This is a genomic window from Bacillus atrophaeus, assembly GCF_039519175.1.
GTDB classification, from domain to species: domain Bacteria; phylum Bacillota; class Bacilli; order Bacillales; family Bacillaceae; genus Bacillus; species Bacillus atrophaeus.
Map to the genome: position 1 here is coordinate 1,929,652 of NZ_CP154443.1, position 14,615 is coordinate 1,944,266.

A 14,615-nucleotide genomic window follows, 5' to 3' on the forward strand; every position below is an offset into this window, starting at 1 on the left:
AACATACACTTGGAAAAATATTGTTAATAGAAGCTTATCATAATTTTCGTTTTTCAGAACAACAATTTGATATTGCTCAACTTTGCTTAGTTGGAATATGTATTGCCGTAAAGGAGTAGATATCCAATCTATCCGGCATTTCCTTTTGGTTGTTAGGATATAAGTGCGTCCACATGCATCAATGGTTATTTTGACTATATATCAAAAGTGTTATTATGGCGCTCACCTTGTTTGGATATCACAGGGTGTTTAGTCTCTTTTTAAAAATAAATCGAATGATACATTCAGCTATGACAACGTTAAGCGTAATTGCTCCATAAACTCCAATCGTGTAACTGATTTCATAAATGAAGCCCAATCCGTTAGTACATATAAAAGTAATGATATGAATGAACAAATTGGTAAAGCAGAATAAATAGCTTCGAATCATCCACTTCCGATGTTTGTTGAACTGCTTTCGTTTAATTTGATATATAGCGATTATTATCATCGCCGGCCAGATGATATTCACCATATTAAAAGCTATACTTACGATTCTTCCTCCGGTCGAGTGAGGTGCCATATAGCCCGACGACAGCGTCACAATAAGTACAGAAATGAAATAGAAATAACCGTTCAATCGGTGGAACTTACGGCTGCTTGTTAATATTTTTCCGGAGAAATTAATTGCTCCAGTTAACATGGCGAAACATGCAAAAATCACGTGTACATACATGACATTTAACCAAAACGGAAGATTAAACGAATCACGCAGTACAGTTTTATGGCTTAGAAAATCTGCAGATTGCGAGTCTGTAACCAAATTCTCAAGCAGAGTGTAAGAAATATAGATTATGATAAAAATCAGCATTGTCGAATACATGTATGTCATTTTTGGACCTTGAAACTTTCTCTGACTCAGTTTATGTTCCTCCTTCAATGGATGCTGTTAAGTGTGTTGCTTTGCTTTTTTTATCATAGAAGAAGGGGCCTTCAATGGCAAACCGCAATGGAATGGAGGCCCCGGAGCATATTTTGTTGAGAGTCGGACCATTCGCATAATCGTCTCCACATTCCCAATCGACGAAAGTAAATCAGCTAAACTTATAGGTGAATAAAAATGTAAGATATGGAAAAAACAACAGGGTTTGTTTATACTAAAAATTGAAAAAGGAAGGAGTTGTTGTTTGTAGAAACTTTCATTGGTTCCTTAGTCTAAAAATGGCTTTTTATGCTGGCCAACAAATTGGTGGGGGCTCAAAAGTAAAGGCGGAAAAACTGTTGGTACAGGTATGCCCCGGAAAGTTATCCAGATTGCCTTTCATACAAATAATGGGTTGGTTATCGTTTGTTAAAACATCTGCTCTGTTTGCAGAAAAAATATGTCTTCTATATTTCTGACCTAAACTCTAAGTTCTGAAAGAAAAAGTCTCTCTTCTTAGTATTGAGCGGAGAATTTGAGGTGAATAAATATGAAAAAACGCAAGATGTCAGCAGTTTTCTTAGCTTTTATTGGTGCAGCCGGTCTATTATTTACGACAAGTGTACAGCCAATAAGCGAAGCTAGTGCTGCCGAAAAGAATCTGAATATCAAAAAGCTCGATGTCGATGAATTTTTTGCCGATCATGACGGAACGTTTATATTACGTGATATGAAAAAAGACAAAACATTTATCTATAATCAGGAACGCGCCAACCAAAGATTTGCACCGCAATCGACTTTCAAAGTTCCTAATGCACTTATTGGATTACAGGTAGGAGCTGTAGAAGATGAATACTCCATTAAATATTGGGATGGTGTGAAGCGGGAAATTGACATCTGGAATCAAGATCACACGCTTGGGTCTGGGATGAGGCATTCAGTTGTTTGGTATTATCAAGCGATGGCCCGTGACATGGGAGAAAGTCGAATGAAGGAATGGATCGAAAAAATTTCCTATGGCAACCAAGATATAAGCGGTGGAATTGACCAGTTTTGGTTAAGCAGCACACTCAAAATTTCTCCGATAGAACAAGCAGACTTTATGGAAAGATTGTATAAAGAGAACCTGCCTTTTGATAAGGATGTCATGAAAACAGTAAAACGGATGATGATTCAGGCGGAAGAGGATCACTCTACTCTTTACGGAAAAACAGGTTCAGGGACAGGCATAGGGTGGTTTGTCGGTTTTGTGAAAATAGACAATCGAGCGTATAGTTTTGTTACGAATATTGATGGAACAGGTGCAGAAGCTAAAAACATCACAATGGATATTTTAAAGAAATATAAATTAAATACTGAAGAGTAGACTATGCGTCTACTCTTTTTTTGTATTTCGGGAGATTGCTTGAAAGGTATTGTGACGCGTCAATAAGCTCAATCCCAAATCCGGACCCTTGGAACGTCTGCACTTCTTAAATAATCCAATAACTGACCGGCATGAACAGATTCATGATAGGCAACCCGCAGCAGCATGTCACCTAAATCTCTTATGTACCCCGCATCAGTTCGGTCAATTTTTATATCTTCTAAGTCTTTCTCGGAAAATGTTTTGATCGTATCGATGAACTGATTGCGATATGGCTCCGCAAATGCCAATTCATCAGTTACAGTGGTGAAAGGTCTATGTTCGAAAGGGGAATTGAAGACGGATAAACTCCCTCTATTTTTAATTGCTAAATGGTAATAATGTTCACTTTCCAATACGTGCCGAATCATTTCTAAACAACTCATTGCTTCATGATCTGGCTTCCAATGGAGCTTTTCTTCAGGAATAGACGTCCATACTTTTATGCTTCTTCTCCTGACTTCATGAAAGTTCAAAACAATTACATCAATTGAGTTCATAAAATATCCCCCTTTAATAGACATAACTTCATTATACAGGAATAAATGTTCTTGGGTAATCAGCTTTAACTGTTAAAAAGATATGGTACAATATACAAATGTTTTGCAGCCTTTCATCAGTAGCAGAACACAAAATGAAACCAGAACATAAAGGAAAGGTCTTGATATGATATGCTGCACAATCCAACTGGAAAAGAGCGTTTGGCATTAGCTTTTCTTCTCGGTATGCTTGCCATACTGGGACCGCTTAATATAGATATGTATTTGCCCAGCTTTCCTGAAATTGCTGATGACTTATCTGCCCGTGCATCGCTTGTCCAGCTAAGCTTAACAGCCTGTCTGATCGGGCTTACCATTGGCCAGATTATTGTCGGACCGGTCAGTGATGCGAAGGGGAGACGGAAACCTTTATTAATATGCATTTTTTTATTTGCGTTATCTTCTCTGTTTTGTGCGCTTTCGCCGAACATTACCACATTAGTGACTGCACGATTCTTACAGGGATTTACTGCCTCAGCAGGGCTTGTGCTCTCGCGTGCCATCGTGCGGGATGTCTTTACCGGAAGAGAGCTTTCGAAATTCTTCTCGCTTTTAATGGTTATTACTGCGGTCGCGCCGATGGTTGCGCCAATGACAGGCGGCGCGATTTTACTTTTACCATTTGCAACATGGCATACTATTTTTCACTTTTTAACATTAATCGGATTTATACTCGTTCTGATTATTGCTTTAAGACTAAAAGAAACTTTACCGCCAGAGAAGCGGATTCCAAGCTCAATCGGAACATCTGTAAGAACCATGGGCAGTTTGATGAAGGATCGGTCTTTTATTGGCTACGCACTGACCGTCGGTTTTATTCACGGTGGAAGTTTTGCTTATGTATCTGGAACGCCTTTTGTATATCAGGATATTTACGGGGTATCGCCTCAAGTGTTTAGTATTCTATTCGGCATTAACGGCTTGGCCATTATTACAGGGAGTTTTATTATAGGGCGCTTTGGCGGAATCATTCATGAAAAAAGTTTGCTTCGAATTGCAGTTATTACTGCTTTCATTGCAACCGCCGTTCTGCTGACCATGACAATAGTTCACGGTCCGCTGATAACACTGGTCATATCGATCTTTATTTATATGATCACGATAGGCATGGTTCTGACAAGCACTTTTACGCTCGCAATGGAAAACCAAGGGCACCGCGCAGGGAGTGCAAGTGCGATGTTAGGGATGCTTCCGTTACTGCTGGGCTCCATTGTCTCACCTCTTGTGGGAATTAACGAAACGACAGCAATTCCGATGGGAGCCATCATGTTTATAACTTCTGTTATTGGTTCTCTGGCCTTTTTTAAACTAACAAAGCAAAAGGCAGAGCAACAATAAGGAAAGATATAAACACCATTGTGCTCTTGTTTATTAGGTTTATCATATCGGTTTTTCACTGATGCCAGGGTTCTATCACCCTGGTCTTTTTTTATTTGCTAGTTTTAACTAAATCGCCACGAGAGGCTGTAAAACGATTGTCAGGTAAAGGACATTCAATGTATTTAACAATACGAAAAAGAGGGGAGAAACATGTTTTTTAAAACTGGATGATTTTTCAAATTATGACGCGGACGCTGCCCGGAAAATTCTTTATCAGAGTTTATCTCAGATAGTTATCGGCAAACGGGCAGTGCTTTGTTCAAGCTGTAAAAAATCAAGGGACTGACAAGGATTTTAGAGCATACAAGATATTTTCGGCAGAAGATGCCGAAGGGGACTTTTTATTATTTTTCATTCAGCATCAAATTCCATCAACAACGAGGCCGATATGATCCTTCAAAAGAGGAATAGTCTGAGACAGGTATGGAAGCTACCGAGATGTGACCAATCGCAAGTATTGACGGACCTTTTAACAAGGTTCTTTTTTATTGCGTCGAGTAACTTCTGATGATATACGCTATGTTATTTTTCCACTATTATTAAATTTTTTTAAGCAAGTTCTTTGCGGAATCATTAAATGATATGTTATATTTCTTATCGTTTTAAATGATGGATTTCTTATTCATATACGGGTCAGCTGCCCGAGACGCCTAGTGGCTTTTGATGAAAGGGTTCCCCAAAGTGGAATATTACAGCTCATAGATACGATAAAACTTATTAAAATAAGCAGTGAGTTGATTTAATTGCAACAAGTGAATGTTTTATTAAGGCGAGATTGAGGAATCATATGAAAAGAAATTCATTTTCTATCAACAGAGAGAAATTTTATTTCAAACAACAGAAAAGGGATGATTATATTGGAAAGAATCTTTATCAGTCCAGCTAAGTATGTACAAGGAAAAAACGCGATCGAAAAAATTGGTGACCACCTAAAAGGCATTGGTGAACAAACCGTCGTCATCGCAGACAAAATTGTGTGGGACATCGCAGGGCACAAAGTTGTAAACGAGTTAAAGAAAGAGAACATCTCCTCTGAACAGGTTGTGTTTAACGGAGAAGCTTCTAAGGAAGAAATCAAAAGAATTACTGAGATTGCTAATAACGCAGGTGCAACGATTGTGATAGGTGTCGGAGGCGGTAAAACGCTTGATACGGCAAAAGCGGTGTCAGATGAAGTGAACGCTTATACTGTTATTGTTCCAACGGCAGCTTCGACGGATGCTCCGACAAGCGGACTTTCTGTTGTTTATTCCGAAAATGGAACCTTTGAAAATTATCGGTTCTACAACAAAAATCCGGACTTGGTTCTTGTCGATACGAAAATCGTAGCAGAAGCGCCGCCGCGTTTCTTGGCATCAGGAATTGCTGATGCAATGGCCACATGGGTAGAAGCGCGCAGTGTTATTGCCTTTGGCGGTAAAACGATGGCAGGCGGGATCACAACTATAGCCGGTGAAGCGATTGCGGAAAAATGCGAACAAGTATTATTCCAATATGGCCACCTTGCTTATGAATCCGTAAAAGCAAAAGTCGTTACTCCTGCATTGGAAGCCGTTGTCGAAGCCAATACACTTCTAAGCGGTTTAGGATTTGAAAGCGGCGGTTTGGCTGCAGCACATGCCATTCATAACGGTTTCACCGCGCTTGAAGGTGAGATTCACCACTTAACACATGGGGAAAAAGTGGCATTTGGAACGCTGGTTCAATTAGCTTTAGAAGAACACTCATTAGAAGAGATTGAACGTTATATTGAATTCTACATCAGCCTGGGACTGCCTGTTACACTAGAGGACATTAAATTAAAAGATGCATCCAAAGAAGATATTATGAAAGTTGCTAAGGCTGCAACGATTGAAGAAGAAACAATTCATGCCGGCTTTAATGTGACAGCTGAAGACGTGGCAGATGCGATCATTGCCGCTGATCAGTACGCAAAAGCATACAAAGAAAAACACCAATTGTAAAATCGAATTTTCTCGGCCGTATCAGAAAACACCAAGGGACTTAAAGCCCCTGGTGTTTTTTGTGTTTTGATATCAAATGGATTCTGCCTGATATCCCTTCATGAAATGAAAACATCTTGAGAATGGCATATAGAGGAAAGCGATTTAATATGATTTTATGATGCAGCCTTAAATGGATTAACTAACGAATAAATGGAGGCTTGAAAATGTTTATTCATACAGTTCAGCCTGGGGACTCTTTGTTTTCAATAAGCAGAAGATATGGTTCTCCGATTGATCAGATACGCGGTGTTAATGGCTTAGAAGAAATGAATATTGTGCCGGGCCAAGCTTTGCTTATTCCGCTATATGTATATACTGTTCAGATGGGTGACACGCTTACCAGCATTGCAGCAAGAGCGTTTGTCCCCTTAATACAACTAAGAGCAGCAAATCCCTCCGTTAACCCTAATACTTTACAACCAGGCATGAAAATAACAATTCCTCAAATATCAAAAAACTATCTTGCGGGAAATTTGAGTTTTTATGTGATTCGAAATCCAGATCTCGATCGTGCGTTGATTTATGATTTTGCCCCTTATTCATCTTACATTTCTATATTTGAATATCATTTTGCTCCAAATGGAGATATTGCCAACGAATTAAATGATATAGCTGCTATTGAAGCTACTTGGGGAAAAAGAGTCACACCGCTGGCGACCATTACAAATCTGACTCCGGGAGGTTTCAGTACCGAACTTGTTCATCAAGTGGTAAACAATCCAACAGCAAGAACAAATCTCGTCAATAATATTTTTTATTTAGTATCTAGAAAGGGATACGGCGGAGTAAATATTGATTTTGAGCAAGTAAGTGCAGGAGATAGGGATCTTTTTACCGGCTTTTTACGTCAATTAAGAGATCGGCTGAAGCCTGCAGGTTACGCTTTGACAATAGCTGTTCCGGCAAAAACGAGTGATCATATCCCTTGGTTGAGAGGGTACGATTATGGCGGGATTGGAGCTGTTGTCGATTTTATGTTTATTATGGCATATGACTGGCATCATGCAGGAAGTGAGCCAGGGCCTGTAGCGCCGATTACTGAGGTGAGAAGAACAATTGAATTTGCCATCGGAAGGGTGCCGCGGAGAAAATTGATATTGGGAGTCCCTCTATATGGTTATGACTGGATCTTACCTTACAGCCCGGGAACAGTCGCCACAGCCATATCAAATCAAAACTCAATTGAAACAGCCATGAGGTACCAATCACCGATTCAATATTCAGCCGAATATCAATCACCATTTTTTCGGTATAGAGATCAACAGGGGCGATCACATGAAGTGTGGTTTGAAGATGTCAGAAGTATGAGCGAAAAAATGATAACCATTCGAGAGTATGGGTTACAAGGAATAGGTGCCTGGCAATTAACACTCGGATTTAAGCCGGGACCCTGGCTTTTAAGAAAGTTTTTCACCATCAAAAAGGTGTAACGTTAACCTCCATATTATGAAATATGGAGGTTTTAAGCGTTCTGTTACTCCATCCCCGCATTATGTCTCAGTGTTTACTTTCACGTTCTTGAGCAGCAATTAGATGTATCTCACACGATTTCATTGTCAAACAAAAATTTGGTCGAGGTCGTTTCTTGCACGATCTAACCGCCCTATTTTATGATTGAAATGGTAACTAACATCAGATGATACAGGTCAGTTTGTATGTAAAGCTGTTCAAAAAGCTTACATCACTATGAAAGGGAGTTTGCGTAATGAAAAATGTATTATTTATAAATTTTCCTGCAGAAGGCCACGTAAATCCTACTTTAGGTATGACAAAAGCTTTTGCTGACAGGGGAGACCATGTCCATTATATTTCCACAGAAAAATATAAAGACAGATTGGAAGGAGTAGGTGCGACTGTCCATCTTCATCAGGATTGGCTGAGGACAGTTCCCGTTCGTACAGGTTCCCCTGATGGTATTCTCTCCTTTTTAAAGATTCATATAAAGACATCTCTGGACATATTAAGTATCGTGAAAGAACTGTCAAAAAGCATTCAGTTTGACTTTGTTTATTATGATAAATTCGGTGCGGGAGAGTTAGTCAGAGATTACCTCAACATCCCGGGCATCTCTTCATCTGCTTCCTTCTTATTCGATGAAGACCATTTAAAGATATTGCCTCTGCATCCGGATTCAGACGTGCCTTTACAATTGGATAAAGAATGTGAAGATCTATTATTAGAGATGAAACAAAATTATGGTGTATCACCTGAAAATATGGTTCAATTCATGAATAATAAAGGTGAATTAAATGTAGTGTACACAAGCCGTTATTTTCAGCCGGAAAGCCATCGTTTCGGCAATGAATTTCTGTTTATCGGTCCAAGCTTTCCAAAGAGAGCGGAAAAAACTGATTTCCCGATTGAGAAATTAAAAGATGAGAAAGTCATCTATATTTCAATGGGGACGGTATTAGACGAAACTGAAGAGTTTTTCAACCTATGTATAGATGCTTTTTCTGATTTCAAGGGCAAGGTCGTGATAGCTTCGGGAGAAAAAGCTGATCTGACAAGATTAAAGCAAGCGCCGGAGAACTTTATCATTGCTTCGTATGTGCCTCAATTGGAAGTGCTGGAACAATCAGATGTTTTCATCACTCACGGGGGAATGAACAGTGTAAATGAAGCCATTCATTTTAACGTTCCTTTAGTTGTAATGCCGCACGATAAGGACCAGCCAATGGTGGCCCAGCGGCTGACTGAATTACAAGCCGGTTATACAGTATCTAAAGACCATGTAACTGCGCAGTCTTTAAAGCATGCAGTGGAAGAAGTGTTGAATAACGACCGATATAAGGAAGGAATTAAAAAAATCAATGAAAGCTTTCAGGAGTGCATGAATATGAAAGAGGTAATGGAGCGGATTGATCAATTTATAGATCAGAGAAAATAAACAGCAAAAATACCACCACATGATATAAGAAAAAAGAGTGAGATTAAAATGGTCTCACTCTTTTTTACTGATAGAGTCTTACAGGCATTGTGGAAATAACCGGAGCCATTTTGCGGATCAACGGTTTTGGCAAAAGGATGATACATTTGTAAGGGCTCTTTTATTGGGAGCGCCGGCAGCAGGAGGAATACTTTCGCATTCATTCACACTCAAAATCATTTTTCATATTATGAATAAGTGTATGGAAAATTCAGTTATAAAAGGATGTGAATAGAAATTATGTCTCGAAAACCATCACATAGGTGCCCTTACTGTGGATCTAACTCTCCAAGCCCCAGTTGTAGAGTAGGCCCTAAAAAAAATCCTGAGCCTAAACATTCATGTATGTGCTGCTGCTGCGTAAGGGGAGCAAGAGGGCCGCAGGGACCACGCGGATTACGCGGTATCCCAGGCAGTATTGGAGCCACAGGACCACCAGGACCACCAGGGCCACAAGGACCACAAGGACTGCCCGGAGCCACAGGAGCTACCGGGGACGCCGGACCAGCCGGAGCCACCGGAGCAACTGGAGCAACCGGAGCCACGGGAGCCGTCGGAGCAACCGGAGCCACAGGGGAAGCCGGAGCGACGGGAGCCACAGGAGACGCCGGACCAGCCGGAGCCACCGGAGCGACGGGAGCCACAGGAGACGCCGGACCAGCCGGAGCCACCGGAGCTACAGGGGACGTCGGACCAGCCGGAGCCACCGGAGCTACAGGGGACGTCGGACCAGCCGGAGCCACGGGAGCTACAGGGGACGTCGGACCAGCCGGAGCCACGGGAGCTACAGGGGACGTCGGACCAGCCGGAGCCACGGGAGCCACAGGAGACGCCGGAGCCACCGGAGCAACGGGAGCTACAGGGGACGTCGGACCAGCCGGAGCCACCGGAGCAACGGGAGCAACAGGGGACGTCGGACCAGCCGGAGCCACGGGAGCCACAGGAGACGCCGGAGCCACCGGAGCAACGGGAGCAACGGGAGCAACAGGGGACGTCGGACCAGCCGGAGCCACCGGAGCAACGGGAGCAACAGGGGACATCGGACCAGCCGGAGCAACCGGAGCAACGGGAGCAACAGGGGACGCCGGACCAGCCGGAGCAACGGGAGCCACGGGAGCAACAGGGGACGTCGGACCAGCCGGAGCAACGGGAGCCACGGGAGCCACAGGCACAGGAGCAGCTGGGTTATCCGAATACGGGTATATTTATAACTTAAGTGCTCAAACGGTAGCTATAGAGGCTGATGTCATTTTTGATTCAACTGGGATAACGACCCCTGGAATTACACATGCCCCAGGAACTTCTCAAATTGCAATTACCACTCCGGGAGACTATGAGGTCACTTTTTCTGTTTCGGGAGTAGAACCTAACCAATTCACACTATTTTTAAATGGTGCGCCGATTACAAACACAGTCTACGGTTCAGGTGCCGGCACTCAGCAAAACAACGGTCAGGCTATCATAGCCATAGCAGCCGGCGATGTTCTAACTCTTCGAAATCATACGTCCGCTGCCGCAGTGACTCTTCAGACTTTGGCAGGAGGGACACAAACTAACGTCAACGCTTCAATTGTAATTAAAAAATTAGATTAACAATCAGCACTGTGTCATGGACAAACAAAAAGTAATCAATTCATCTTTATTACAAGTACTTAATATTTCACTTGTTTTTTCGTTAAATCGAAAATGAACAGTGCTTTTTTTGACCTTTAACTTTTATGGGTGGATCAGCAGGTTAAACTTGTAAAGGTTCAAGTTTTCTTGGCAGCAGAGATACTGCGGATTGTGTACAGGAGATGTGTATACGACCAATAGTAACTTGAAATGATTGAGGAACAAGTGTGGATTCAAACGATTTTCTGAAACGAAATAAAGAGAAAAGAGAATGGTCAGTCAAGCCTAAAAGAATGTTAAAAGGGTGACTCATTTGCGCCTAAAAAAAATAAATGATCAAATTGACATACAAGGTGACTGTTTCCAATATACAAAAACCTTCCTTTTTGGAAGGTAAGCATTAAAACTCAATTTTAATCTTTTGTGAATCACTGATTTTCTTATGGTTTTTATCAAATACGTCACTTGTTGTCATTTCAATCCACTTGATGTCTTTTTCGTTTTTGTGATTCGTTTGTTCATTATGCCCATGACCGCCTGCTGCATTTACAATAAAACCAAGGTTTCCAGACTTTGTGGCGCCGCCTTCCATTTCACCATTTAACTCCTCAAGGTAAATATCTTTTTTCCAATCAAAAGTTTCGCCTGTATTTGTTTTCAGTAATGCAATTGGAGCAAAGTGTACTTTCTCTGAAGACTTGTTTTGGATTTCAACGAACACTTTAACAAAATCAAATTCTTCATCATGTGTTAACACGTGAAAATAATCAATCATGCTGTAATCCGGCCGTAAGTGAACCAGCTTTATTTCTCTTACTGTTAATTCAATTGATCCAATATCATAGGTCTTGTTGACGTTTTTAATATCTTTTAAAACAGCTTCACCTTTGTCATCTGCAAACGTTTGATCTATCTTTTGTAATGATCGGTCATCCGTTACTTGTGAATTAGGCTGATACTCATTCATTTTACTGTCAGTTTGCGCTGAAGCCTTTTTCTGTTTCGCTTCAACCGTGTTTTCACTTTCTATATTTTTTTCGCTGTTGGCATTTGATGAGCAGCCGACAAGCATCATGATCAAAAGTAAGATTGAAAGAGTCTGTTTCATAATGATTCCCCCATATGGTGTCTGCATTCAAATAGAGGTCCCGCTACTTCATACAAGCAACGGGACACCTTGTATTCTCTTACTTATCGTTTATCTTAATTTTGTATTGCAGGACATCGAAAACATTTTTTGCGATTTTAGTATTATCGATTTGGCCGGCAAATTTCTCACTTGACGGTCCGTATGCATATACAGGGACGTCTTCACCTGTGTGGCCGCCCGTTGTCCAGCCGGTGTGAGAGCGTTTGTTGAAAATGTTCTCAATTGCATTGTCGATATCAAGCACTTTCTTTGATTTAGCTGCTTGTTCAACAGACTTTATTTCTGCTTCAGTTAAAGCCAACTTTTTTTGATCAATATATTTCTTTAATGTTTTTTTCACATCTGCGCCGTCGGCAATTTTTTCTGCCATAAAGTCAGGTGTGCGCTTTGCTGCTTTGATCGGTTCACTGAACCAGTTGTAAATGCCGTCTGCACCAATGGAATATCCGCCGGTTGAGTGGTCAGCCGTTGCGACTACTAATGTGTGCTTGTCCTTTTTCGCAAATTCAATGGCTGCTTTATATGCTTGTTCAAAGTCATCCATTTCACTCATCGCACCGACAATATCATTGTCATGCCCAGCCCAGTCAATCTGGCTTCCCTCCACCATAAGGAAGAACCCGTCTTTGTCTTTGCTTAATTTTGAAAGAGCCGTATTGGTCATTTCTTTTAATGAAGGAATTTCTTTTGTGCGGTCAATTTTCTTTGGGAGGCCGCCTTCAGCGAATAAGCCGAGAACTTTGCCGTTTTTGTTTTTTAACATGTCCTCGCGGTTCTCCACATAGCTGTATCCCGCTTTTTTGAATTCTTTTACTAAATTGCGGTCTTTACGATCAAAATTGCTCTTACCTCCGCCAAGCAGAACATCGATTTTATGCTGGCCGTTTACCATTTCATCAAAATAGTCATTCGCAATGGAGTTCATGTTTTTCCGGCTGTGATCATGTGAGCCGAATGAAGCGGGTGTTGCGTGTGTAATTTCTGATGTTGCAACAAGTCCGGTCGATTTCCCTTTCTCTTTAGCCGCTTCAAGAACCGTTTTTGCTTCTGATCCGTCATTGTCCACTGCAATTGCATTATTGTATGTTTTAATGCCCGCAGACATGGCCGTTGCTGCAGAAGCCGAATCCGTTACATTATGTTCAGGGTCTTCCGGGTAAGTGGTTTGCTGGCCGACAAGGTATTGATCAAAAGCTGTAGGCTCCACAACCTTTGTTGCTGAATTATCCTTCAAATAACGATGAGCGGAAGTATAAGATACGCCCATTCCATCACCAATCAAAACAATGACGTTTTTAATTTCTTCTTTATTTCTCTTTTTCTTTTCCTGCGCATTTGCTTCAGGTAAACTGCCGCTGGCTAAGCTGCTAAAAGCGATAGATGATAAAACAGCGATTGGCAGTAACTTCTTCGGGAATATTTTCAACTGCATAACCTCCTAAAATATAAATGAATCTCAATGACATCCTCATTATATTTATAAAGTGTTAAGCCAGTATTAATCGTTTTTAAAGATCGAATTTACATGGGTGAATGTCCCGTTAAGCTTTTAGTCATCTTGATCACACAATGATGCCAATGGTTGAAAGTTCCTTGGTATTTCTTAATGCGGTTTTTTTCTGCCGCTTACCTAAAAGAAATTTACATATATATTCCACAAGTTGGGCACTTTATGAAGTGTGCAAAATGAAAGGTGGCACTACCATGAATATGATTAGGAGGATGACGATGGGTATTTTAAGCGGGAATCCGCAAGATGAACCAATGCATTATGGTGAAGTATTTAGTTTGTGGAATTTTGTGATGGCAGGCAATAAAATGGTTGCGGATCATCAGATGTTATTAAATCACGTAGGCGATGATGATTTAAAGAAACTTCTTCAAGAATCTATTGATAAGAGCAAAGATGAAGTAAAACAAGTAGAAACCATACTTAAAGAAAACGGGGTGGCTCTTCCTCCAGCTCTTCCTGAGCCTCCGACTGCTAACCTTAATGATATTCCGGCCGGAGCGCGTTTTCAGGATGCCGATGTGGCAGCTTCAGTTTCTGCAAAAATTGCCGCCGGGCTTGTTGTATGCAGTCAGATTATGGGGCAATCTATTCGCGAAGATATTGCGATGATGTTTGGACAATTTCATATGAGTAAAGCAGTCTTAGGCGGAAAATTACTGAAACTAACGAAAAATAAAGGATGGCTCATTCCGCCGCCGCTTCATCATCATAAACCTCAAGAAGGTGAATAATTCTGAGAGGCATGTACAGGGAAAAACTGTACATGCCTTATTTAGTTAAGACGTGTTACCTCAACCACTGCCTTCATTATTGAAGTCCAAAATGGATTAAATCACTGTAAACCGTAAAAGCATTTTTAGTCGGTGAATAATCATCCGAGATTCAAGTCATCTTGGCTGACCTATGATACCAAGGGTTTAATATCTCTTGGTTTTTTTATTGCCGATTTTTAAATTTTTCATTTCAATCAAACTATACCAGTGAAAAGGGCTTTTAAAACACACAAAAAATATCTCTTACAATTCTTGTAACCTAAATAGTGTAAAAACCGTATAAACAAATGGGGTTAAAAACCGAAAGCGGGCTCTGCCTGCTGTTTAGGAGGTATGTTAATGTATAAGAGCAAAAAACGGAATATTGAAAATTTATTATTTTATTCAATCTTTGCCAGTGGAAGT

At 40.9% G+C, this 14,615-nt stretch carries 11 protein-coding genes; 7 read left to right on the forward strand and 4 right to left on the reverse strand.

All coding sequences use genetic code 11. The features are described 5' to 3' along the window. Positions 1 to 238: 238 nt before the first annotated feature. Entirely contained in the window at positions 239 to 850 is a 612-nt protein-coding gene (locus tag AAHT65_RS09950) for a DUF2306 domain-containing protein (RefSeq protein WP_088118447.1), read from the reverse strand. A gap of 601 nt (positions 851 to 1,451) precedes the next feature. Between AAHT65_RS09950 and blaOXA the strand changes: the two genes are divergently transcribed. Further along, on the forward strand, positions 1,452 to 2,267 hold the full coding sequence (gene blaOXA, locus AAHT65_RS09955; RefSeq protein ID WP_343311434.1) for a class D beta-lactamase: 816 nt from the start codon (positions 1,452 to 1,454) through the stop codon (positions 2,265 to 2,267). Positions 2,268 to 2,335: 68 nt separating this feature from the next. Here the strand turns inward: blaOXA and AAHT65_RS09960 are convergent, their stop codons facing one another. After that, positions 2,336 to 2,806, reverse strand: a complete 471-nt coding sequence (locus tag AAHT65_RS09960; protein ID WP_088116598.1) for a DinB family protein — start codon at positions 2,804 to 2,806, stop codon at positions 2,336 to 2,338. A gap of 171 nt (positions 2,807 to 2,977) precedes the next feature. Here AAHT65_RS09960 and AAHT65_RS09965 point away from each other — a divergent pair, with 171 nt between their 5' ends. The 5 genes from AAHT65_RS09965 (at position 2,978) to AAHT65_RS09985 (ending at position 10,753) form a co-directional block, all read left to right on the forward strand. Then, positions 2,978 to 4,183, forward strand: a complete 1,206-nt coding sequence (locus AAHT65_RS09965) for a Bcr/CflA family efflux MFS transporter (RefSeq protein WP_343311435.1) — start codon at positions 2,978 to 2,980, stop codon at positions 4,181 to 4,183. Positions 4,184 to 5,073: 890 nt separating this feature from the next. Continuing rightward, the gene (locus AAHT65_RS09970) at positions 5,074 to 6,189 is read left to right on the forward strand and encodes a glycerol dehydrogenase (RefSeq protein WP_253295120.1); all 1,116 of its coding nucleotides are present in this window, start codon (positions 5,074 to 5,076) and stop codon (positions 6,187 to 6,189) included. Between the two features lie 206 nt (positions 6,190 to 6,395). Next, a complete protein-coding gene (locus AAHT65_RS09975) occupies positions 6,396 to 7,661 on the forward strand; it encodes a glycoside hydrolase family 18 protein (protein WP_094231470.1) in 1,266 nt (421 codons plus the stop codon). Between the two features lie 275 nt (positions 7,662 to 7,936). Continuing rightward, positions 7,937 to 9,121 (forward strand): macrolide family glycosyltransferase, encoded by a 1,185-nt coding sequence (locus tag AAHT65_RS09980; RefSeq protein ID WP_343311436.1) that lies wholly within the window; start codon positions 7,937 to 7,939, stop codon positions 9,119 to 9,121. 384 nt (positions 9,122 to 9,505) lie between these two features. Further along, complete coding sequence (locus AAHT65_RS09985; protein ID WP_343311437.1) at positions 9,506 to 10,753, forward strand: BclA C-terminal domain-containing protein; 1,248 nt, start codon at positions 9,506 to 9,508, stop codon at positions 10,751 to 10,753. Positions 10,754 to 11,174: 421 nt separating this feature from the next. Here AAHT65_RS09985 and AAHT65_RS09990 read toward each other — a convergent pair whose 3' ends face one another. Continuing rightward, entirely contained in the window at positions 11,175 to 11,882 is a 708-nt protein-coding gene (locus AAHT65_RS09990; protein WP_343311438.1) for a hypothetical protein, read from the reverse strand. 79 nt (positions 11,883 to 11,961) lie between these two features. Beyond that, positions 11,962 to 13,350, reverse strand: a complete 1,389-nt coding sequence (locus AAHT65_RS09995) for an alkaline phosphatase (protein ID WP_343311439.1) — start codon at positions 13,348 to 13,350, stop codon at positions 11,962 to 11,964. Between the two features lie 302 nt (positions 13,351 to 13,652). On the opposite strand from AAHT65_RS09995, the gene AAHT65_RS10000 reads away from it, so the two are divergent. Further along, positions 13,653 to 14,168, forward strand: coding sequence for a DUF3231 family protein (locus AAHT65_RS10000; protein ID WP_088116604.1), 516 nt, complete (start codon positions 13,653 to 13,655; stop codon positions 14,166 to 14,168). Positions 14,169 to 14,615 lie beyond the last annotated feature (447 nt).